The following is a 21,724-nucleotide window of genomic DNA, read 5'->3' on the forward strand; positions in this document are numbered from 1 at the left end:
AGGCGCTCGCGCCGACAGTCCCGGCCGCGCGTCCACAGGCCCGTGGCCGCCCCGCTCAGACGTTGCGGCGGTACTGCCCGCCCACCTCGAAGAACGCCTCGGTGACCTGCTGCAGCGTGCAGACGCGGGCGGCGTCCATGAGCACGGCGAAGACGTTGTCCCCGGCCAGCGCCGCCTCCTTGAGCCGGCCCAGCGCCTCCTGCGCCTCGTCGGCGTGAGCCTGCTGGAACTCGGTGACCCGCCGCAGCTGGGACTGCTTCTCCTGCTCGGTGGCCCGGGCCAGCTCGACCTCGACCTCCTCCCGCTCCGACTCCGGCCGGCGGAAGGTGTTGACCCCCACGATGGGCAGCGACCCGTCGTGCTTGCGGTGCTCGTAGAGCATCGACTCGTCCTGGATCCTGCCGCGCTGGTAGCCGGTCTCCATCGCCCCGAGCACGCCGCCGCGCTCGGAGATCCGGTCGAACTCGGCCAGCACGGCCTCCTCCACCAGGTCGGTCAGCTGGTCGATGATGAACGACCCCTGCTGGGGGTTCTCGTTCATCGCCAGGCCCCACTCCTTGTTGATGATCAGCTGGATCGCCAGGGCCCGGCGCACCGACTCGGTCGACGGTGTGGTGATCGCCTCGTCGTAGGCGTTGGTGTGCAGGCTGTTGGCGTTGTCGTAGATGGCGATGAGCGCCTGCAGCGTGGTGCGGATGTCGTTGAAGTCCATCTCCTGGGCGTGCAGCGAGCGCCCGGAGGTCTGCACGTGGTACTTCAGCTTCTGGCTGCGCTCGTTGGCGCCGTACTTCTCCCGCATCGCCACCGCCCAGATCCTGCGGGCGACGCGGCCGATGACCGAGTACTCCGGGTCCATCCCGTTGGAGAAGAAGAAGGACAGGTTGGGCGCGAAGTCGTTGACGTCCATCCCGCGGGCCAGGTAGGACTCCACGTAGGTGAACCCGTTGGCGAGGGTGAACGCCAGCTGGCTGATGGGGTTCGCCCCGGCCTCGGCGATGTGGTAGCCGGAGATCGACACCGAGTAGAAGTTGCGCACCCCGTTCTCGATGAACCACTCCTGAATGTCGGCCATCATCCGCAGCGAGAACTCGGTGGTGAACAGGCAGGTGTTCTGCCCCTGGTCCTCCTTGAGGATGTCCGCCTGCACGGTGCCGCGCACGGTGGCCAGGGCGTGCGCCCGCAGCTCCTCGGCCTCGGCGCCGGAGGGCTCGCGGCCCTCCCGCTCGCGGAAGGCGTCCAGCTGCTGGTCGATCGCGGTGTTGAGGAAGAAGGCCAGCACGGTGGGTGCCGGGCCGTTGATCGTCATCGACACCGAGGTCGTCGGCGAGAGCAGGTCGAAGCCGTCGTACAGGACCTTCATGTCGTCCAGCGTGGCGATCGAGACCCCGGACGTGCCGACCTTGCCGTAGATGTCGGGCCGCTCGCCCGGGTCGCGCCCGTAGAGGGTGACCGAGTCGAACGCGGTGGACAGCCGGGTCGCCGGCAGCCCCTCGGAGAGCAGCTTGAAGCGCCGGTTGGTGCGGAACGGGTCGCCCTCGCCGGCGAACATCCGGGCCGGGTCCTCGTTGTCCCGCTTGAAGGAGAAGACCCCGGCGGTGTAGGGGAAGGCACCGGGCAGGTTCTCCCGCCGCCAGAAGCGCAGCATGTCGCCGGCGTCGCGGAAGGCCGGCAGGGCCACCCGCGGCACCCTGGTGCCGGAGAGGGACTCCCGGGTAAGCTTGGTGGTGATGTCCCGGTCGCGCACGCGCACCGTGTGCTCGTCCCCGGAGTATGCCGTCACGATCCCCGGCCAGGCCTGCTGCAGCTGGTGCACCTCCTCGGGCAGGTCCTGGCGGGCCTGCTCGAGCAGCTCGTCCACGCCGTGGTCGGTCCGGCCCAGCGCGGCCAGCTCGTCGTCGACCGCCTCCAGGCGCTGGACCCGGGAGGCCGCGTCGGCCCAGCGCTCGGTGTCCGCGTGGTAGCCGCGCACGGTCTCGGTGATCTCGGACAGGTAGCGCACCCGGGTCGGCGGGACCACCTGCCGGATCGTGCTGGAGTGCCGCACGTCGACCCGCGGCAGCGTGCCCTCGGACACCTGGAGCCCGTGCCCGCCGAGGAGCTCGAGCAGGTGCTGGTAGAGGGCGGTGACGCCGTCATCGTTGAAGGTGGCCGCCGAGGTGCCGAAGACCGGCATGTCCTCGGGCCGCTCGCCGAACGCCTCCCGGTTGCGGACCAGCTGGCGGCCCACGTCCCGCATCGCGTCCATCGCGCCGCGCCGCTCGAACTTGTTGATCGCGACCACGTCGGCGAAGTCGAGCATGTCGATCTTCTCCAGCTGGGAGGCGGCGCCGAACTCCGGCGTCATGACGTAGAGCGAGGTGTCCACGAACGGCACGATCCCCGCGTCGCCCTGCCCGATGCCGGGGGTCTCCACGACCACCAGGTCGAACCCGGCGGCCTTGAGGATGTCGATCGCCGCCGGGACGGCGTCCGGCACCTCGCGGTCCCCGCGGGTGGCCATCGACCTGAACATGACCATGTCCCCGTCCAAGGAGTTCATCCGGATCCGGTCGCCCAGCAGCGCCCCGCCGCCCTTGCGCCGGGTGGGGTCGATCGCCAGCACCGCCACCCTCAGCCGGTCGCCCTGGTCGACCCGGATCCGGCGGACCAGCTCGTCGGTGAGCGAGGACTTGCCCGAGCCGCCCGTGCCGGTGATCCCCAGGACCGGCACGGTCCTGGCCGCGGCGGCCTCGGCATACCTGCTCCGGTCCGCCTCCGGCAACCGTCCGGTCTCGGCGCCGGTGATCGCCCGCGCCACGGCGGTCCGCTCCCCGGCCAGCACCGCGTCCACGTCGGCGGCGCCGACGTCCCACAGGTCGTAGTCGCAGTCGGCGACGACCTGGTTGATCATCCCCGGCAGGCCGAGGCGCTGACCGTCCTCCGGGGAGAAGATGGTCACCCCCGAACCCCGCAGCCTCTCGATCTCCTCGTGGACGATGACCCCGCCGCCGCCTCCGACGACGCGCACGTGCCCGGCCCCGGCCTCGCGCAGGCTCTCGACGAGGTACTCGAAGTACTCCACGTGGCCGCCCTGGTAGGAGGAGACCGCCACCCCGTTGGCGTCCTCGTCCAGGACCGCGTCGACGACCTCCTGGACGGACCGGTTGTGGCCCAGGTGGACCACCTCGGCCCCCTGGGTCTGCATGATCCGCCGCATGATGTTGATCGAGGCGTCGTGGCCGTCGAACAGGCTGGCGGCCGTGACGATGCGGACCGGGTTGGTCGGCACGTGCCGCTCCGGGGCCGCCGGGGCGGCACCCTGCTGCGGGGTGGCCTCCTGCTGATCCTTCGCCTGCGCGTCGCTCGTCCGGACGTCGGTGTCGGTGCTCACGGCCTTCTCCTCGTCGAGTGCGGGTCTCCCCTGCCGATGGTAGGGGACGCCGGCACCGAGGTTGACGTTCGGGTCAACCGGTCCGGCTCCAGGACAGGCCTCCGTGACCCGCTGAGCAGCGGCGATCGTTACGAGGATGTGACCCGGGGTCCCTCCCCGGGGCGGCGAGCACGGTGCCATAGTGGCCAGGGAGTCCGGTTCGGACGCCCGAGAGAAAGAGAGCTGCAACGATGCGCACCACCCGTATGCACCGCCGGATGAGCCTCGCCCTGGCGGCGAGCCTGGCCACCGTGACCCTGGCCGCCTGCGGAGGTGACGACGGCGGCGACGCGGGCGACGACGGCTCGACGGCCGCCGGCGGCGACACCGACTGCTCCGCCTTCGAGCAGTACGGCGACCTGGAGGGTCTGTCCGTCTCCGTCTACACCTCGATCATCTCCCCCGAGGACCAGCCGCACATCGACTCCTACATCCCGTTCGAGGAGTGCACCGGAGCGACCGTGGAGTACGAGGGCTCCCGCGAGTTCGAGGCCCAGCTGCTCGTCCGGCTGGAGTCCGGCAACGCCCCCGACATCGCCTACGTCCCCCAGCCCGGCCTGATCGAGCGCATGGCGGCGGACTTCCCGGACCAGATCACCGAGGTCGGGGAGCTGGCGCAGGAGAACGTCGACAACTACTACAACGAGGCCTGGCGCGGCTACGGCAGCGTCGACGACACCCTCTACGGCGCGCCGCTGGGCGCGAACGCCAAGTCCTTCGTCTGGTACTCCCCGGCGGCGTTCGAGGAGAACGGCTACGAGATCCCCGAGACCTGGGACGACCTTCTGGCCCTGAGCGACCAGATCGCCAGCGACCACCCGGACTCCAAGCCGTGGTGCGCCGGGATCGAGTCCGGTGGCGCGACCGGCTGGCCGGCCACCGACTGGGTCGAGGACGTCATGCTGCGCACGGCGGGCCCCGACGTCTACGACCAGTGGGTGAACCACGAGATCCCCTTCGACGACCCGCAGGTCGTGGAGGCCGTGGACGCCGTCGGTGAGATCCTGCGCAACCCGGACTACGTCAACGGCGGTCTGGGCGAGGTCCAGTCGATCGCGACCACGCCGTTCGGCGAGGCGGGGCTGCCCATCCTCGACGGCTCCTGCTTCCTGCACCGCCAGGCGTCCTTCTACCAGGCCAACTGGCCCGAGGGCACCACCGTGGCCGAGGACGGCGACGTGTTCGCCTTCTTCCTGCCCGGGCAGAGCGCCGAGGACCGCCCCGTCCTGGGCGCGGGCGAGTTCACCGTCGCGCTGGCCGACCGGCCCGAGGTCGCGGCGCTGCAGGCCTACCTGACCAGCCCCGAGTGGTCGAACGAGAAGGCCAGGGTCACCGGCCCCGGCTGGGTGTCGGCCAACTCCGAGCTCGACCCGGCCAACCTGGAGTCGGCGATCGACCAGCTCGCCTACGAGCTGCTCACCGACGAGGAGGCGGTCTTCCGCTTCGACGCCTCCGACCTCATGCCGGCCGCGGTCGGTGCAGGCACCTTCTGGTCGGAGATGACCGCCTGGATCGCCAGCGGCAAGGACACGCAGGAGGCGCTCACGGCCATCGAGAGCTCCTGGCCCGCCGAGTGATGAACCGGCGGCCGTGACCGGGTGACGGGTGGGGGTGATCCCCCACCCGTCACCCGTCAGCGGGTGCCCCACGGAAGGAACCCCATGGACTACCTCCTCGGAGCCGACACCTCCACCCAGAAGCTCGTCGTGATGGTCGTGGCCATTCTGCTCTTCGTCGGCGTGATGGCGCTCGTGCTGTTCGTCGCCGAGCTGCCCAAGATGCCCCGCTGGGCCACCACGCTCGTGTTCGTCGGTCCGGCCGTGCTGCTGCTGGCCTTCGGCCTGGTCTACCCGGCCATCAACACGGTGCTCAGCTCGTTCAAGAGCCCCAACCTGCAGGAGTGGGTCGGTCTCGACAACTACCTCGAGGTCTTCACCAACCCCTCGATGAGACGGGTCCTGCTCAACACCCTCCTCTGGGTCCTGCTGGTGCCCACGCTCTCCACCGCGATCGGGCTGATCTACGCGGTGCTCGTGGACCGCACCCGGTTCGAGAAGATCGCCAAGACCCTCGTCTTCCTGCCGATGGCCATCTCGATGGTCGGGGCGAGCATCATCTGGAAGTTCGTCTACGACTTCAAGCCGGCCAGCCGCCCCCAGACGGGGCTGGCCAACCAGTTCCTCGTCTGGCTGGGCCTGGACACCCAGCAGTTCCTGCTGAACTGGCCGTGGAACACCTTCTTCCTCATCGCCGTCATGGTCTGGATCCAGGCGGGCTTCGCGATGACCGTGCTCTCGGCGGCCATCAAGGCCATCCCCGACGACATCATCGAGGCGGCCAAGCTCGACGGCGCCAGCAGCTTCCGGATGTTCCGGTCGGTCACGGTGCCCTCGATCCGGCCGGCGGTGGTGGTGGTCCTCACGACCGTGGCCATGGCGACCCTGAAGGTCTTCGACATCGTCTACTCGATGACCGGCGGCAACTTCGGCACCTCGATCGTGGCCAACGAGTTCTACATCCAGACCTTCCGGACCGCCCAGCGCGGCGTCGGCGCCACCCTCGCCGTGCTGCTGTTCGTCATGGTGATTCCGCTGGTGGTCTACAACGTGCGCCAGATGAAGCTTTCCGAGGAGCAGCGATGACCAGCAACGCCCCCGTGGCCCCCGTCAAGGACCTGGACGAGGACGGCCGGTCCGAGCCGGTCCGTCCCCGCAAGCTCACCCGGGCGGAGAAGCGGGCGATCGACGCCAAGAACCGCCTCTCCTCCCCCTGGGCCTCGGTCGTGGCGATCGTCATCGCGCTGCTGTGGACGGTGCCCACGTTCGGGCTCTTCGTCACCTCGTGGCGTCCCCCGGCGGACATCCGCACCAGCGGGTGGTGGACCTTTTTCGGGGACCCGGAGGTGACCACGGAGAACTACGTGGAGGTGTTCACCGGCGGGAGCACCGACTTCGCCTCGGCGTTCATCAACACCGTCGTCATCACCCTGCCCTCGGTCGTCATCCCGATCACCCTGGCCCTGCTGGCGGCCTACGCGTTCGCGTGGATGGAGTTCAAGGGGCGCAACACCCTGTTCGTGGCCGTGTTCGCCCTGCAGATCGTGCCCATCCAGGTCACCCTCATCCCGCTGCTGACGCAGTACAACAACTGGGGCCTGGTGGGGTCGTTCTGGCCGGTGTGGATGTCGCACACGATCTTCGCGCTGCCCCTGGCGATCTTCCTGCTGCACAACTTCATGATGGACATCCCGCGCACGCTCATCGAGGCGGCCCGGGTCGACGGTGCCGGGCACGTGAAGATCTTCTTCATGGTGCTCCTGCCCCTGCTCGTCCCGGCGATCGCGGCCTTCGGCATCTTCCAGTTCCTCTGGGTCTGGAACGACCTGCTCGTCGGCCTGGTGTTCGGCTCCGGCCCGGACATCTCCCCGCTGACGGTGCGCCTGGCCGACCTGACCGGCACGCGCGGGACCGCCTGGCACCTGCTCTCCTCCGGCGCCTTCGTGGCGATGGTCGTCCCGGTGACGGTCTTCCTGCTGCTGCAGCGCTACTTCGTGCGCGGCCTGCTCGCGGGCGGCGTCAAGGGGTAGGCCGGGCCCCGTCCTCCGGCACCACGCCCGTCGAGGCGAGCCGCGCCCACCAGCGCGCGCTCGCCTTCGGCGTGCGCCGCTGGGTGTCGTAGTCGACCCGCACGATGCCGAACCGCTTGGCGTAGCCGAAGGCCCACTCGAAGTTGTCCATCAGCGACCACACCAGGTAGCCGCGCAGGTCGGCCCCCTGCTCGATCGCCTCGTGGGCCGCGCGCACGTGCGCGTCCAGGTAGGCGATCCGCTCCTGGTCGTCGACGAACCCGTCGGCATCGGGCAGGTCGTCGCAGGCCATCCCGTTCTCGGTGATGACCATCGGGATCCCCCGCGGACCGGTGTAGTCGCGCTGCAGGCGCAGCAGCAGGTCGCGCAGCGCGTCCGCGGAGATCTCCCACCCCATGTCCGAGACGGGTATGCCGCGGCGCACCGCGCGCACGTGCTCGGACCCCACGTCGGGCGAGGGGTCGTCGAAGGCCCGGGCCTGGCGGGCCGCCTCGGCGGCCCGCTCGGGCTCGCATCCGGTCACCGCCTGGGTGGCGTAGTAGTTGACGCCGAGCACGTCGATCGGGGAGGAGATGATCTCCAGGTCGCCCTCCCGCACGAGGTCCTGAGGCCATAGCTCGCCCAGGTCCGCCAGGACGTCCGCGGGGTAGGCCCCGCGGGTCACCGCCTCGACGAAGAAGCGGTTGGCCGTCCCGTCGACGCGGCGGGCCGCGTCCCGGTCCCCCTCCCGGTCCGGGTCGAGGGGCACGGTGTCGGTGAAGTTCAGCGTCAGGCCCAGGCTGGCGTCGGGGTCGCGCTCGCGCAGCGCCTGCACCGCCCGGCCGTGGGCGAGCAGCAGGTGGTGCGCCGCCCGCAGGGAGGCGACGGGGTCGGCATACCCCGGCGCGTGGTGGGCGGCGGCATAGCCGTGGAAGGCCGAGCACCACGGCTCGTTGAGGGTGGCCCAGCTGCGGACCCGGTCGCCCAGGGCGTCGTGCACGGCGAGGGCGTAGTCGACGAAGCGGTCGGCCGTCTCGCGCGCGGGCCAGCCGCCCCGCTCCTCCAGGGCCTGCGGCAGGTCCCAGTGGTAGAGCGTCAGCCACGGGGTGATCCCCCGGTCCAGCAGGGTGTCGACCAGGCGTGAGTAGAAGTCCAGCCCGGCGCGGTTGACCGTGGTCCCGTCCGGCACCACCCGTGCCCAGGAGGTGGAGAAGCGGTAGGTGCCCAGCGACAGGTCCCGCAGGAGGTCCACGTCCTCCTCGTAGCGGTGGTAGTGGTCGCAGGCCACCGAGCCGTCCTGGCCCTGCAGCACGGCACCGGGCTGGCGCGCGTAGACGTCCCAGATCGAGTCGGCCCGGCCGTCCTCGGTGGCTGCGCCCTCGATCTGGTAGGCGGCCGTCGCCGCGCCCCAGAGGAAGCCGTCGGGAAACTGCACCTGTGCGTTCATGCGCCCCATCCTGTCGCACGGGCCCGCGTGGCAGGCTGGGGCCCGTGGCAGTGACGACGCAGGAGCAGCAGGACCCCTTCCGTCCGGGGCGCGAGGCCGCGGTGGCCCGGATGAGGGCCGTGGGGGTCGCCGAGCCGGCGGTCCGGGCCTTCGAGCGGCAGCACGCGGCCCTGGCCGGCGGGGCGTCGGGGCTGATCCGCGAGGCCGACGTGGAGCCCGTCGCGCCGCAGGTGCACCTGGACGACCTGCCCGAGGAGCCCGGCTCCGCGCGCGCGGCGCTGGACGCGACGGCCGTCGTCGTGCTCAACGGGGGGCTGGGGACCTCGATGGGGCTGTCCGGTCCCAAGTCGCTGCTGCCCGTGCACGACGGGCTGACCTTCCTGGACCTCACCGTCCGCCAGGTGCTCGCCCTGCGGGAGGCCTCAGGGGCGCGGCTGCCGCTGCTGCTCATGGACAGCTTCGCCACCCGCGACGCCTCCCTGGAGCGGCTCGCGGCATACCCCGACCTGGTCGTGGACGACCTGCCCCCCGACGTCCTGCAGAGCCGCGAGCCCAAGCTGCGCGTCGAGGACCTCGCCCCCGTCGACCACCCGGCCGACCCGCGGCTGGAGTGGTGCCCGCCGGGGCACGGGGACCTCTACCCCACCCTGATGGCCTCGGGCGTGCTGGACGCGCTGCTGGAGCGCGGCTACCGGCACCTGTTCGTCTCCAACGTGGACAACCTGGGTGCGGTGCCCGACCCCCGCCTGGCGGCCTGGTTCGCGGCGAGCGGGGCGGGGTACGCCGCCGAGGTGTGCCCCCGCACCGCGATGGACCGCAAGGGCGGGCACCTCGTGCGCCGGCGGGCCGACGGCCGGCTGCTCCTGCGCGACACCGCGCAGACGGCGAGCGAGGACATGGGTCACGCCACCGACGGCGAGCGGCACCCGTGGGTGCACACGAACAGCCTGTGGCTGGACCTGCCGCGGCTGCGCGAGCTGCTCCTGACCCACGACGGGGCGCTGCCGCTCCCGCTCATCCGCAACACCAAGACCGTCGACCCCACGGATCCGACGTCCACGCCGGTCGTGCAGGTGGAGAGCGCCATGGGCGGAGCGGTCGCGCTGTTCGACGACGCGGTCGCGGTCGGGGTGGGCCGCGACCGGTTCGTGCCCGTCAAGGGCACCGACGAGCTGCTCCTGCTCCGGTCGGACGTGTACGAGGTGGGGGCGGGCACGGGCTACCGGCTGCTGGCGGGTGTGGACCCGCTCCCGGTCGTGAGCCTGGACCCGGAGCACTACCGCTTCGTGCACGACCTGGACGCCCGGTTCCCCGACGGTGCCCCCTCGCTGCGGGAGGCGGTGTCGCTGCAGGTCCGGGGCGACTGGACGTTCGGCGCGCAGGTCGTCGTGCGCGGACGCGTCCGGCTGGACGACCGGGGTGGGGCGCGGCGGGTGCCGGACGGCACGGTGCTGGAGGGGTCGGCTGGTCCAGGGCCGGGCGGTACGGGGCCGGGTGGTACGGGGCCGGGTGGTACGGGGCCGGAGGAGGCGCCGTGAGGACGGTCGTCGACGACCTGGGCGGCGAGGTGGTGCTGCCGGAGGGTCCGGTGACTAGGGTCGTCTCGCTCGTGCCGTCGCTGACCGAGGCGGTCGCGGCCACCCGGCGGGACACCCTGGTGGGGGCCACCGACTGGTGCACCCGTCCGGCCGACCTCGCCGTGGATCGGGTGCGCGGGACGAAGAACCCCGACCGGGGGGCCGTGGCGGCGCTCGCCCCCGAGCTCGTCCTGGCCGTCCAGGAGGAGAACCGCGAGCTCGACGTGCGCCGCCTGCGGGCGGCCGGGGTGCCGGTCTGGGTCGGGGTGGTGGAGTCGGTCGACCAGGCCCTGGACGTCCTGACCCGGCTGTTCCGCGACATCCTGGGGTGGGGCGACCCGGCGTGGCTGCAGGAGGCCCGTCGGCGGTGGGGCGCGAGCCAGGCACCGTCACCGCGGGCGCGGGTGGCCGTGCCCATCTGGCGCGACCCCTGGATGGTCGTCGGCTCGGCGACGTTCACCGGCGACCTGCTGGGCCGGGCCGGCCTGGTGAACGTCTTCGCCGACCATCCCGAGCGCTACCCCTCGATGACGGTGGAGGAGGTCGACGGCGCCGGGGCGGACCTGGTCCTGCTGCCCGACGAGCCCTACGTCTTCACCGCCGACGACGGGCCGGAGGCGTTCGCGCGGACCCCCACCCGGCTGGTCAGCGGGCGGCTGCTCACCTGGTACGGCCCGGCCATGGTGGAGGCGTGGGACCACCTGGCCGGGATCGAGGTCTGAGCGGGTCGGCTCCCGCGGGTCTTCCCGCCCGGCTCAGTGGCCCTGCAGCCGGGCCGGGTCGACCGGCTCCAGCCGCATGCCCGGCTTGCGCAGCGCGAGGGTGGCCAGCGGCACGGCGGCGAGGAAGAAGAGGACGCCGACGACGATGTGCGCCGTGCGCAGGCCCATCTCCCCGAGGGCGACCTGGGCGACGGCGAGCACCAGGACGCCGACCGCGTGCAGAAACAGGCCCTTGTTGTCCGAGGCCCGCATCCACAGGAAGGCCACCACGGCGGTGACGAGGGCGACGACGACCGTGGCGTTGCCGATCATGCCGTGGGCCCCGATCCAGGTGCCCCCGACGATCAGGAACCCAAGGACGGCCTGCAGCACCCCCAGGAGGGCGGTCAGGACGGCGGTGATCTTCAGCAGGGACAGGGTGGTGTCGGACGTCATACCTGCGAGTATCCCAGATGCGGGACGCGTCAACGGACGTCAGAGCCGGACGTTGACCTGCTGGATCTGGGTGAAGCCCTCCAGCAGCCCCTCCAGGGAGAACTCGCGCCCGTGACCGCTGGACTTCATCCCGCCGTAGGACTGGCCGACCTGCTGGCCGCCGCCCTGGTTGACCTGCACCCACCCGGACTCGATCCGGTGCGCGGTCCGCAGGGCCGCGGAGACGTCCCGGGCGAAGACGAAGGCCGCCAGGCCGTAGTGGGAGTCGTTGGCCATCTGCACGACCTCGTCCTCGTCGCGCCAGCGCAGGACCGAGAGCACCGGGCCGAAGATCTCCTCGCGGGCGATCCGCCAGTCGTTGGACACCTGGGACAGGATCATCGGCGCGTGGTAGAACCCCGGCTCCCCCACCGTGAGGTCCGGGCGGCCGTCGAAGGCGACCTCGACGCCCTCGGTGCTCAGCCCGTCCTCGACGTAGCCCTGGACCCGGTCCCACTGCCGCTGGTTGATGATGCACCCGATGTCGGTGGACTCCTCGCGGGGGTCGCCGACCGTCAGCCGGGAGACCCGGTCGACGAGCTTCTCCAGGAAGCTGTCGTGCACGTCCTCGTGCAGGAAGAGCCGGGAGCCGGACGTGCAGCTCTGGCCCTGCCGGGCGAAGCGGGTGGCCAGCAGCACCTGCTCGACGACCTCGTCGGTGTCGGAGTCGGGGAAGACGATGCACGGCGACTTCCCGCCGAGCTCGAGGGAGACGTGCGCCAGCCGCTGCCCCGCCCGGGCCGCGACGCCGGAGCCGGTGACCGTCGACCCCGTGAAGGACACCTTGTCCACCCCCTCGTGCGCGACCAGGGCCTCGCCGACCTCCGGGCCGTAGCCGGTGACGACGTTGACCACGCCCGGCGGCAGGTGCCGCTGGCAGACCGCGGCCAGCTCCAGGATCGTCGTGGGGGCGTCCTCGGCGGCCTTGAGCACGACGGTGTTGCCGGTGACCAGGGCCGCAGGCAGCTTGAACGCGGCGATCATCAGCGGGGAGTTCCACGGCAGGATCGCGGCGACGACGCCCAGCGGGAGCCGCCTGCTGTAGGACAGCGTCCCGGGACCCGTCGGCAGCGTGACGCCCTTGACCTCGCCCGCCAGCCCGGCGAAGTAGCGGAAGGCGGTGACGAGCAGCGCCGCCTCGGGCCGGGCCTGGGTCCGGATCGCGTTGCCGGTGTCCAGCGCCGTCAGCCGGGCGAGGTTCTCGACGAGCTCCTCCAGGTCGTCGGCGATGCGCAGCAGCGCCCGCTGGCGCTCCACGAACGGCAGCTCCGCCCACCCCGGGTATGCCGTGCGCGCGGCGCGCACCGCCCGGTCCGCGTCCTCGGCCCGTCCGCGGGGCACGCGGGCCACCACCTTCGTGCGGTCGATCGGCGTGATGACGTCGATCGTCTCGCCCGCCGCGGCCGCCACCCACTCCCCGCCGATCAGCATGCCGTACTCGCGGGGGGTCGTGTCGTCCATCGTGGGGTAGGGCTGGTCCGGGCCGGTCGTGCTCGAGGTGTTGGCGGTGCTGGTGGTGCTGGTGGTGCTGGTCATGAGGGGCTCCTGCGGGGTGGCGGGTCAGACGTGGATGGCGGCCGGGATGCCGTCGGAGAAGGTCTGGGGCGCCTCCGGGAAGGTGCGGGCCTGGCCGGTCTTGACCCGGTGGGCGGTCCAGGCCGCGGCGCAGGCGTCCAGCATGTCGTCGGTGCCCACCCCGGTGGGCGCGGTCGTCGGCACGTAGATGCCCTGCCTCGCCAGTGTGTCGCGGCGTTCGGCCGCCCCCTCGGCCGACCTCTTCTTCGAGGTCAGCGGGGTGCCCGCCATCATCGCGAAGGACGCCTCCGGGTGGCACTCGGCGACGAGGAACGGCAGGTCCTCGCGCACCCAGGCGTCGACCTCCTTGATCCGGCGGCGCAGCTCGAAGGCCTGCTGCGAGACCCCCGAGCCCACGCGCTCGCGGTTGACGGCGTTGGCCTGCCCGTAGGACTCGGCGTAGACGGCCTCGCGCACGGGCGTGGTGAAGACCGAGGACGCCTTGCCCGGCAGGAAGGCCCTCGTCTGGACGTCGGCCTCGCGACGGGCGTCGTCGGGCAGTCCGACGGGGATGTCGACGGCCACGACGGCCACCTCCCCCGCCTTCTGCACCACCTCGGCGGCGGTGGCGCCGGTGAGCAGCATCGGGGTCCCGTGGCCGGAGGCCTCCAGCAGGGCTCCGACCCACCCGCCGCGGGCGACGTCCAGCCCGAGCACGGGCCGGGCGGGGTCGGGGGCGGACGGCCGCTTCCCGGGGCGTCCGTGGGGCATCGTGCCGCCCGTGGCCCTCCTCCCCCGCGCCGCCTCCGGCGCGGTCGTGCGGCGAGGGCGCGACCCCCCGCCCGCACCCCGGGACCCCCGTCCCTCGACCCCGGGCTTCTTCGCACCCTTGCCGGTCAGCCTGTTCCACCACTCCGTCAGACCCATGGGGACACGATAGGTGGCGGGCACGACAGCCCTCTCGGCGGGCGTCCGGGGCGGGTCTGCGACGAGGAGGAGCCGTCAGCCGCCGTGCCGGGTGGCGAGCAGCTCGACCGCCCACCGGTAGCCGTCGGCGCCGGCCCCCGCCACGACCGCCTCGGCGACCGGGGAGAGGAAGGAGTGGTGCCGGAACGGCTCACGCGCGTGCGGGTTGCTCAGGTGCACCTCGACGACGGGCAGCCGGACGGCCTTGACGGCGTCGAGCACGGCGACCGAGGTGTGCGTGTAGGCCGCGGCGTTGAGCACCACCCCGACGACGTCGCCGGCGGCGCCCGCCTCGTGCAGGGCGTCCACGAGGCCGCCCTCGTGGTTGGACTGGACGCAGGTGACCTCCAGGCCGTGCCGCCGGGCCTCCTGCGCGCAGAGGCGCTCCACGTCCGCCAGCGTGGTCGAGCCGTAGATCTCCGGCTCGCGGGTGCCGAGCAGGTTGAGGTTGGGGCCGTTCAGCACGAGGATCCGGCGGGTCATGGGACCAGCGTGGCACACGGGGCGCGTGCGCGTGGACGCTACCCAACCGCCCCGTTCTGCACTAGGTTGCGAACCATCCGGGCCGCCCCCGGACGCCGCGCACCGCCGCGGCAGCCGCGCACGCCCCATACCGCTCCATCCCGCAGAAGGAGGTCCGCCCGTGGCCGGCACCAACACCGCCCCGGTCGCCGAGGACCGCGACACCTGGACCCACAACACCGGGTTCATCCTCGCGGCCATCGGATCGGCCGTCGGACTGGGCAACATCTGGCGATTCCCCGGGGTCGCCTACGAGAGCGGGGGTGGGGCCTTCCTCATCCCCTACCTGCTGGCGCTGCTGACGGCCGGCATCCCCATCCTCTTCCTGGACTACGCGATCGGCCACCGCTACCGCGCGGCGGCCCCGCTGTCCTACCGGCGGATGGCGCGACCGGCCGAGACGCTGGGCTGGTTCCAGATCAGCCTGTCCTTCGTCATCGCCGTCTACTACGCCGCCGTCGTGGCGTGGTCGTTGAGCTACTTCGTCTACGCCTTCGACCTGAGCTGGGGCGACGACACGCTGGGCTTCTTCACGGGCGAGTACCTGCAGGTGGGCGACCCGGAGATCTCCACGACGATCGTCTCCTCCGTGGCGATCCCCCTCGTGCTCGTCTGGGCGGCGATCCTCGTCGTGCTGGCCCTGGGCGTCAGCCGCGGCGTGCAGCGGGTCAACGTCATCTTCATCCCGCTGCTCGTGGTCGCCTTCCTCGGCCTGGTGATCCGGGCCCTGACCCTCCCCGGTGCCGTCGACGGCCTCAACGCGCTGTTCACCCCGAACTGGTCGGCCCTGCTCGACCTCAACGTGTGGATCGCCGCCTACGCGCAGATCTTCTTCTCGCTCTCCATCGCCTTCGGCATCATGGTCACCTACGCCTCCTTCCAGCGGCGCAAGGCGAACATGACCAGCTCGGGCCTGGTGGTGGCCTTCGCCAACTCCTCCTTCGAGATCCTCGCCGGCATCGGCGTCTTCGCCACCCTGGGCTTCTTCGCCCACCAGCAGCAGGTGGCGGTCGGCGACCTCGAGGGGCTCACCGGGCCGATCCTGTCCTTCGTCACCTTCCCGGCGGTCATCTCCGAGATGCCCGGAGGCAACGTCTTCGGCGTCGTCTTCTTCGCCGCCCTGGTGCTGGCCGGGTTCACCTCGCTGATCTCCATCCTGCTCGGCGTGGCCGCCTCGGTGCAGGAGAAGTTCGGGCTGGGCCGGCGCACTGCCGCGCTCGCGGTCGCCGTCGTCTCGGCGATCATCTCGATCGGCCTGTTCTCGACCACCTCGGGCCTGCTGGCCCTGGACACCGTCGACCAGTTCGCCAACAACGTGGGCATCGTCCTGTCGGCCATCGTCATGACGGTGGTCGTGGTCTGGGTGTTCCGCCGCGGAGAGGTGCTGCGCCGGCACCTCAACGCCGTGTCCACCTTCAAGGTGGGACGCATCTGGATCTTCCTGCTCGGCCTCCTCGTGCCCGCCTTCCTGGTCGTGATGCTGGTGCAGAAGCTGGTCACCCTGGTCACCGAGGGCTACGAGGGCCTGCCCGGCTGGTACGTCGGCCTCTTCGGCTGGGGCATGCTCGCCCTCGTCATCCTGGCCTCCGTGGTGCTGACGGCCCTACCCTGGAAGGGCCGGGACGATCCGGACTTCCGTGCCTGGCCCGAGCTGGAGGAGGAGAAGCGATGACCACGTCCGCGATCGTCATGATGCTCGTGGCCATGGCCGTGGTCTGGGGAGGGCTGACGGCGAGCATCCTGTTCCTGCGCAGCCGTCCCGAGGTGACCGACGGGCTGCACGAGGACCCCGACCTGGTGATCGACGACGAGCGGCGCGAGCACGAACCGCACCCCTTCCGCGACACCTGAGCCCAGCCGCGCCGGCCCGGGTCGGTCCTCCAGGACGGTCAGTCCTCCAGGACGGCCCGGGCCGCGTGATAGCCGCCGAGCCCGCTCACACCGCCGCCGCGGCGCGAGCCGGCCCCGGCGAGCAGCACCCCGGGGTATGGCGTTTCCACGCCCCACCGGCGCGCGGGCGTGTCCAGGGGGGCGTCGTCCTCGACCCACGGCCAGGTCAGCGGCGCGTGGAAGATGTTGCCGCCGGGCATGGCCAGGGTGTCCTGCAGGTCGCGGGTGGTCTTCGTCTCCACGCAGGGCCGCCCGTCCCGGTCGCGCAGGACGACGTCCTCGATCGGCTCGGCCAGCACCGAGGACAGGGACTCCAGGGTGGCCCGCTCCAGCTGGTCGCGGGTCACCTGCCCGTCGTCCAGCAGCCGGTCGGGCGTCTGCAGGGTGAACACCGTGAGGGTGTGCGCCCCGGAGGCCCGCAGCTCCGGGGAGAGGATCGAGGGGTCCGTCAGGGAGTGGCAGTAGATCTCCGCGGGCACCGGGTCCGGCACCCGCCCGGCCAGCGCCGCGGCATACGCCTCCTCCAGCTGCGGGTAGGTCTCGTTGATGTGGAAGGTCCCGCCGAAGGCGGCGACCGGGTCCACCGAGGTGTCGCGCAGGCGCGGCAGCCGGGACAGGAGCAGGTTGACCTTGACCTGCGCCCCCTCGACCCGCTCGTGCGGGGTGCCGAGCAGGTCCGCCAGGACGGCCGGGGCCGCGGCCCACAGGATGCGACCGGCGGTCGCCCGGTGCTCGTGCCCCTCGGCGTCGACCCAGCTGACAGCGCCGTCGTCGACCCCGGTCACGGTGGCGCCCGTGCGCAGCTCGGCCCCCGCCCGGCGGGCCGCCCGCTCCAGCTCGCCGGAGACCTGGCCCATGCCGCCCACCGGCACGTCCCAGTCCCCCGTCCCGCCGCCGACCACGTGGTAGAGGAAGCACACGTTGTGCCGCAGGTCGGTCTCGTGGGCCGAGGCGTAGGTGGAGATGAGCCCGTCGGTGAGCACCACGCCGCGGACGAGGTCGTCGGTGAAGCTGGACTCCACGACCTCGCCGAGCGGCCGCTGCAGGAAGTCGCGGACCAGGCCGGGGTCGCCCACCAGCCCGGCCAGCTCGGCCGCCCGCGGGAGCGGCCCGGTCATCGTGGGCCAGACCGCCCGCGCCAGCCGCCCGACCCGCTCGTAGAAGGCGTCCCAGCGGGCGGCGTCCTCCGCCGCCCCGACCGCCGCGAAGGAGGCCGCCGTCGCGGCCGGGTCACCGTTGTCGACGAGCAGCCCCGTGTCGCCGCCGGGCACCGGGGTGTAGGAGGAGTAGCGCCGGCGGGACAGCCGCAGCGACAGGCCGAGGTCGTCGACGATCTGCCGCGGCATCAGGCTGACGAGGTAGCTGTAGCGCGAGAGCCGCGCCCCGACGCCCTCGAACGCCTCGGCCGAGACGGTGGCCCCGCCCAGGGCCTCCTGCCGTTCCAGGAGCAGCACGGACCGGCCCGCCCGGGCCAGGTAGGCGGCGGCGGTGAGGCCGTTGTGGCCCCCGCCGACGACGACGACGTCGTGGCTGGTGCTCACCGTCACCTCAGATGACGCCCATGGCGAGCATGGCGTTCGCCACCTGGGTGAACCCGGCGGCGTTGGCCCCGAAGACGTAGTCGCCCGGTCGGTCGTAGTCCTCGGCGGTGGTGACGACCCGCTCGTGGATGCGCCGCATGATCTCGGCCAGCCGCTGCTCGGTGTGCTCGAAGGTCCAGGAGTCGCGCGAGGCGTTCTGCTGCATCTCCAGCGCAGAGGTCGCCACGCCGCCGGCGTTGACGGCCTTGCCCGGCCCGAAGAGGACACCGGCCTCGGCGAGCACCCGGACGGCACCGGGGGTGCACGGCATGTTGGCGCCCTCGGCGACGATCTCGGTGCCGTTCTGCGCGAGCACCCGGGCGGCGTCCTCGTCGAGCTCGTTCTGGGTGGCGCAGGGCAGCGCGACGTGGCAGGGGACGTCCCAGACCCGCCCGCCCTCGACGAAGCGGGCGCTGGAGCGCTCGTCGGCGTAGACCGAGATCCGGTCCCGGCGCGACTCCTTGACGTCCTTGAGCAGCTCCAGGTCGATCCCCTGCTCGTCGACGACGTAGCCGGAGGAGTCGGAGCAGGCCAGCACCCGGCCGCCCAGCTCGTGGGTCTTCTCGATCGCGTAGATCGCCACGTTCCCGGACCCGGAGACGACGACGTCGTTGCCCTCGAAGCCCAGCCCCGCGTGCCGGGCCATCTCCTGGGCGAAGTAGACCGTGCCGTAGCCGGTGGCCTCGGTGCGCGCCTGCGACCCGCCCCAGGCCAGCCCCTTGCCGGTGAGCACGCCGCCCTCGTAGCGGTTGGTGATCCGCTTGTACTGGCCGAAGAGGTAGCCGATCTCACGGGTGCCCACGCCGATGTCGCCGGCGGGGACGTCGGTGTACTCCCCCAGGTGGCGGTACAGCTCGGTCATGAACGACTGGCAGAAGCGCATGATCTCGGTGTCCGACTTGCCCTTGGGGTCGAAGTCGGAGCCTCCCTTGCCGCCGCCGATCGGCAGCCCGGTGAGCGCGTTCTTGAAGATCTGCTCGAACCCGAGGAACTTCACCGTGCCCAGCAGCACGCTGGGGTGGAAGCGCAGGCCGCCCTTGTAGGGGCCCAGCACCGAGGAGTACTCCACGCGGAAGCCGCGGTTGATCTGGACCTGGCCCACGTCGTCGGTCCACGGCACCCGGAAGATGATCTGCCGCTCCGGCTCGCACAGCCGCTCGATGACCCGCTCGGCCAGGTAGTGGGGGTGGCGCTTGACCACCGGCCCGAGCGAGCCGAGGACCTCCTCGACGGCCTGGTGGAACTCGTGCTCCCCGGGGTTGCGGCGCAGCACCTCGCGGTAGGCGTGCTGCAGGGCGGGGTCGATGGAGTCGGACATGGAGCCTCCGGTTCGGTCGGTCGGACGGCCACCGCCCGGGCAGGGGACCCGTGCGCGGCGACCGCGCGTCATCTTATGCCTGGGAATGCATAGGTATGCCCTCGGCCCGGCCGCGCGTGTCCCCGCCAGGGGTGCGCGGCCGGGCCGAGGGGTTGCCTCGGGCGGTGCCTCGGCAGGTCCCGCGGGTCAGCGCGGGGACCAGTCCCGACGCCCGTCGCTCTTCGGCGCGTCGGGGTCCCGACGGGGACGGCCTCCGGCGCGGTCGCCACCGTCGCGGCCGCGACCTCCGCTCTTGTAGCCGCCGCCGCGAGCGCCCTGGCCGCCGCCGCGTGCGCCATACCCTCCGCGCCCGGCGGGGCGACCGCCCCGGCCGGCGGGACGGCGGGGCCGCAGGACCGCGTCGAGGGCCGACTGGGGGATCGGCTCGCCCTCGGCGACCCGGCCGCCGGCGGTCTCGATGACCGCGGTGTCCTCCGGGGCGACCGTCAGCGGGTCGGTCTGCACGCCGGCGGCGTCCAGCAGCCGGCCGACCTGGCGCTTCTGGTGGGGCAGCGCCAGGGTGACCACGACACCCTCGTCACCGGCGCGGGCGGTGCGGCCGGAGCGGTGCAGGTAGTCCTTGTGGTCGGCCGGCGGGTCCACCTGGAGCACCAGCGAGACGTCGTCGACGTGGATGCCGCGCGCGGCGACGTCGGTCGCGACGAGGACCGGCAGGGTGCCGCCCTTGAAGGCGTCGAGCACCCGGGTGCGCTGGGCCTGGTTGAGCCCGCCGTGCAGCGCCGCGGCGAAGACGCCCGACTCGCGCAGCTGCAGCGCGACCCGGTCGGCGCCGAGCTTGGTGCGGCAGAAGACGATCGTGCGCCCGGGGCGGTTGGCGATGGCCGCGGTGATCGGCCGCTTGTGGTGCGGGTGCACCAGGAAGAGGTGGTGCTCCATCGTCGTCACGCTCGCCGCGACGTCGTTGGTGGAGTGGGTCACCGGGTCCTTCAGGTAGGTCTTGGCCACCTGGTCCACGCCGTGGTCCAGGGTCGCGGAGAACAGCAGCCGCTGACCGTCGGACGGCGTGAGGTCCAGGATCTGGCGGATGGCCTCGACGAAGCCCATCTCGGCCATGTGGTCGGCCTCGTCGAGAACGATCAGCTCGACCTCCGACAGGTCGGCCGCGGACCGCTCGATGAGGTCGATGAGCCGGCCGGGGGTGGCGACGAGGACGTCGACCCCACGGTCCAGGGCCGCGAGCTGGGGGGTGTAGGACATGCCGCCGGCGACGAGCAGGAAGCGCTTGTCGACCGCCCGCATGAGCGGGGCGAGCGCGTCGACGATCTGCATCGCCAGCTCGCGGGTCGGGGTCATGATGACCGCGCGGGGGCGGTGCGGGACGGCCCGGGGACGCTCGATCAGGCGGTGCAGCATCGGCAGGCCGAAGGCCATCGTCTTGCCCGAGCCGGTCTGGCCGCGGCCGAGCAGGTCCTTGCCGGCCAGCGCGTCCGGGATGGTCGCGGTCTGGATCGGGAAGGGGGTGGTGATGCCGGTGCGCGCCAGCGCGGTGACGAGCTTCTCGTCCAGCCCGAGGCCGGCGAAGCCGTTGTCCTCGGTCACCTCGGCCTCGACCTGCTTGCCGGCGCTGGCGGCCAGGTGCTCCTGGTATGCCGCCTCGGCGGCCTCGCGGTCGTCCTCGCCGTGGTGCTCCTCGACGGGGGCGGCGTCGCGGCGACGGTCCTGCCAGCCCCGGTCGTCCCGCCGACGGTTCTCGTCCCAGCCGCGACCCTCGTGCCGGCCGCGCTCGGCGCTGCGGCCCTCGCGCTCCTCCCGGTGGGCGCGCCAGGTGTGCTCGCGCGGGCTGCGACGCTCCTCGCGGGCGTCCCGCTCACGACGCTCGTCCCGGCGGTCGGTGCGCTCCTCGTCGGCCCAGCGGGGCCGGGACCGGAAGCCGCCGTCCGGGGCAGCGCCACGGGACGGGGAGCCGCCCTGACGGTCGTCCCGACCGCGGTAGCCGCCACCCTGGCGGTCGTCCCGGCGGGGGTAGCCGCCGTCGCGGGCCCCACCCTCAGGCGACTGGTAGCCACCCGGTCGGTCGTCCCGACCACGGTAGCCGCCGGACTGACCACCCTGACGGTCGTCCCGGCCCCGGTAGCCGCCCTCGCGGGCCCCACCCTCACGCGACTGGTAGCCACCCGGTCGGTCGTCCCGACCACGGTAGCCGCCGGACTGACCACCCTGGCGGTCGTCCCGACCCCGGTAGCCGCCGGACTGACCACCCGGTCGGTCGTCACGCCCCCGGTAGCCGCCACCCTCGCGGTCCTCCCGGCGGGGGTAGCCGCCCTTGTGGTCGTCGCGGCGGGGGTAGCCGCCGCGGTCGTCGCGGCGCTCGGACGCGTCGCGGCGGGGGTAGCCGCCGGAGCGCTGCCCGGCCTCGCCACCACGGTCGGGGCGGTCGCCGGCGGGGCGGTCACGCCGGCCCTTGAGCTGGGCGCGGGCCTGCTTCTCGCGGGCGACGCGGGCCGCCTGCTTCTGGGCGGCGGTGTGTCGGGGCTTCTTGCCTCCGGAGGCACCGGTACGGACGGGTTTGGCCATGAGGGCTCACTGCTTTCGTCGGATCGTCGAGGAAGGTGCTCGCCTCGACGCCCTTCTGGCGCGACCGGACCAACCTCCAGGCGCCCACGTGGCGCCCTGCGTCCCCCGGGGTCGGATCGCCCTCAGGGTCTGAACTGCCGCACTCGTCAGGAGTCGGCGGACGCA

Annotated in this window: 16 protein-coding genes; 7 read left to right on the forward strand and 9 right to left on the reverse strand. The window is 72.4% G+C overall.

The annotated features are described in order from the left end of the window. Positions 1-55 precede the first annotated feature (55 nt). Entirely contained in the window at positions 56-3,268 is a 3,213-nt protein-coding gene (gene icmF / locus ACWHYA_RS16005) for a fused isobutyryl-CoA mutase/GTPase IcmF (RefSeq protein WP_425941023.1), read from the reverse strand. A gap of 332 nt (positions 3,269-3,600) precedes the next feature. On the opposite strand from icmF, the gene ACWHYA_RS16010 reads away from it, so the two are divergent. From ACWHYA_RS16010 to ACWHYA_RS16020, 3 genes are all read left to right on the forward strand, one after another. After that, positions 3,601-4,986 (forward strand): ABC transporter substrate-binding protein, encoded by a 1,386-nt coding sequence (locus ACWHYA_RS16010; protein ID WP_448095609.1) that lies wholly within the window; start codon positions 3,601-3,603, stop codon positions 4,984-4,986. Positions 4,987-5,070: 84 nt separating this feature from the next. Beyond that, entirely contained in the window at positions 5,071-6,051 is a 981-nt protein-coding gene (locus tag ACWHYA_RS16015) for a carbohydrate ABC transporter permease (RefSeq protein ID WP_425940627.1), read from the forward strand. After that, positions 6,048-6,995, forward strand: a complete 948-nt coding sequence (locus tag ACWHYA_RS16020; RefSeq protein WP_425940625.1) for a carbohydrate ABC transporter permease — start codon at positions 6,048-6,050, stop codon at positions 6,993-6,995. Before ACWHYA_RS16015 ends, ACWHYA_RS16020 begins: the two co-directional genes overlap by 4 nt. Here the strand turns inward: ACWHYA_RS16020 and ACWHYA_RS16025 are convergent. Next, positions 6,985-8,421, reverse strand: coding sequence for a GH1 family beta-glucosidase (locus ACWHYA_RS16025; RefSeq protein WP_425940624.1), 1,437 nt, complete (start codon positions 8,419-8,421; stop codon positions 6,985-6,987). The genes ACWHYA_RS16020 and ACWHYA_RS16025 overlap by 11 nt on opposite strands. Positions 8,422-8,465: 44 nt before the next feature. On the opposite strand from ACWHYA_RS16025, the gene ACWHYA_RS16030 reads away from it, so the two are divergent. Next, positions 8,466-9,959: a UTP--glucose-1-phosphate uridylyltransferase gene (locus tag ACWHYA_RS16030; protein WP_425940622.1), complete on the forward strand. Its 1,494-nt coding sequence runs from the start codon at positions 8,466-8,468 to the stop codon at positions 9,957-9,959. Next, positions 9,956-10,720 (forward strand): helical backbone metal receptor, encoded by a 765-nt coding sequence (locus tag ACWHYA_RS16035; protein WP_425940620.1) that lies wholly within the window; start codon positions 9,956-9,958, stop codon positions 10,718-10,720. Before ACWHYA_RS16030 ends, ACWHYA_RS16035 begins: the two co-directional genes overlap by 4 nt. 33 nt (positions 10,721-10,753) lie before the next feature. Here the strand turns inward: ACWHYA_RS16035 and ACWHYA_RS16040 are convergent, their stop codons facing one another. From ACWHYA_RS16040 to aroQ, 4 genes are all read right to left on the reverse strand, one after another. Then, the gene (locus ACWHYA_RS16040; RefSeq protein ID WP_425940618.1) at positions 10,754-11,155 is read right to left on the reverse strand and encodes a hypothetical protein; all 402 of its coding nucleotides are present in this window, start codon (positions 11,153-11,155) and stop codon (positions 10,754-10,756) included. A gap of 39 nt (positions 11,156-11,194) precedes the next feature. Continuing rightward, positions 11,195-12,655: an aldehyde dehydrogenase family protein gene (locus ACWHYA_RS16045; RefSeq protein ID WP_425941021.1), complete on the reverse strand. Its 1,461-nt coding sequence runs from the start codon at positions 12,653-12,655 to the stop codon at positions 11,195-11,197. A 99-nt stretch (positions 12,656-12,754) separates the two neighbouring features. Then, on the reverse strand, positions 12,755-13,636 hold the full coding sequence (locus ACWHYA_RS16050; RefSeq protein WP_425940616.1) for a DUF429 domain-containing protein: 882 nt from the start codon (positions 13,634-13,636) through the stop codon (positions 12,755-12,757). A gap of 75 nt (positions 13,637-13,711) precedes the next feature. Next, on the reverse strand, positions 13,712-14,158 hold the full coding sequence (gene aroQ, locus ACWHYA_RS16055) for a type II 3-dehydroquinate dehydratase (RefSeq protein ID WP_425940614.1): 447 nt from the start codon (positions 14,156-14,158) through the stop codon (positions 13,712-13,714). 160 nt (positions 14,159-14,318) lie between these two features. On the opposite strand from aroQ, the gene ACWHYA_RS16060 reads away from it, so the two are divergent. Together ACWHYA_RS16060 and ACWHYA_RS16065 are read left to right on the forward strand one after the other, a co-directional pair. Beyond that, a complete protein-coding gene (locus ACWHYA_RS16060) occupies positions 14,319-15,869 on the forward strand; it encodes a sodium-dependent transporter (RefSeq protein WP_425940612.1) in 1,551 nt (516 codons plus the stop codon). After that, positions 15,866-16,048 (forward strand): methionine/alanine import family NSS transporter small subunit, encoded by a 183-nt coding sequence (locus ACWHYA_RS16065; protein ID WP_425940610.1) that lies wholly within the window; start codon positions 15,866-15,868, stop codon positions 16,046-16,048. Before ACWHYA_RS16060 ends, ACWHYA_RS16065 begins: the two co-directional genes overlap by 4 nt. A 38-nt stretch (positions 16,049-16,086) precedes the next feature. Here the strand turns inward: ACWHYA_RS16065 and ACWHYA_RS16070 are convergent, their stop codons facing one another. From ACWHYA_RS16070 to ACWHYA_RS16080, 3 genes are all read right to left on the reverse strand, one after another. Next, positions 16,087-17,628, reverse strand: a complete 1,542-nt coding sequence (locus ACWHYA_RS16070) for a phytoene desaturase family protein (protein ID WP_425940608.1) — start codon at positions 17,626-17,628, stop codon at positions 16,087-16,089. 7 nt (positions 17,629-17,635) lie between these two features. After that, a complete protein-coding gene (gene gdhA / locus ACWHYA_RS16075) occupies positions 17,636-18,985 on the reverse strand; it encodes an NADP-specific glutamate dehydrogenase (RefSeq protein ID WP_425940606.1) in 1,350 nt (449 codons plus the stop codon). A gap of 186 nt (positions 18,986-19,171) precedes the next feature. Further along, positions 19,172-21,559, reverse strand: a complete 2,388-nt coding sequence (locus tag ACWHYA_RS16080) for a DEAD/DEAH box helicase (RefSeq protein ID WP_425940604.1) — start codon at positions 21,557-21,559, stop codon at positions 19,172-19,174. Positions 21,560-21,724: the final 165 nt, after the last annotated feature.

The sequence above is a fragment of the Ornithinimicrobium carbonis genome (assembly GCF_977012275.1).

Coding starts and splice junctions, on each gene's coding strand:
- ACWHYA_RS16010 (WP_448095609.1), top strand. CDS start 3,601: ATGCGCACCACCCGTATGCACCGCCGGATGAGCCTCGCCCTGGCGGCG.
- ACWHYA_RS16065 (WP_425940610.1), top strand. CDS start 15,866: ATGACCACGTCCGCGATCGTCATGATGCTCGTGGCCATGGCCGTGGTC.
- ACWHYA_RS16045 (WP_425941021.1), bottom strand. CDS start 12,655: ATGGACGACACGACCCCCCGCGAGTACGGCATGCTGATCGGCGGGGAG.
- ACWHYA_RS16020 (WP_425940625.1), top strand. CDS start 6,048: ATGACCAGCAACGCCCCCGTGGCCCCCGTCAAGGACCTGGACGAGGAC.
- ACWHYA_RS16040 (WP_425940618.1), bottom strand. CDS start 11,155: ATGACGTCCGACACCACCCTGTCCCTGCTGAAGATCACCGCCGTCCTG.
- ACWHYA_RS16080 (WP_425940604.1), bottom strand. CDS start 21,559: ATGGCCAAACCCGTCCGTACCGGTGCCTCCGGAGGCAAGAAGCCCCGA.
- ACWHYA_RS16025 (WP_425940624.1), bottom strand. CDS start 8,421: ATGAACGCACAGGTGCAGTTTCCCGACGGCTTCCTCTGGGGCGCGGCG.
- gdhA (WP_425940606.1), bottom strand. CDS start 18,985: ATGTCCGACTCCATCGACCCCGCCCTGCAGCACGCCTACCGCGAGGTG.
- aroQ (WP_425940614.1), bottom strand. CDS start 14,158: ATGACCCGCCGGATCCTCGTGCTGAACGGCCCCAACCTCAACCTGCTC.
- ACWHYA_RS16050 (WP_425940616.1), bottom strand. CDS start 13,636: ATGGGTCTGACGGAGTGGTGGAACAGGCTGACCGGCAAGGGTGCGAAG.
- ACWHYA_RS16015 (WP_425940627.1), top strand. CDS start 5,071: ATGGACTACCTCCTCGGAGCCGACACCTCCACCCAGAAGCTCGTCGTG.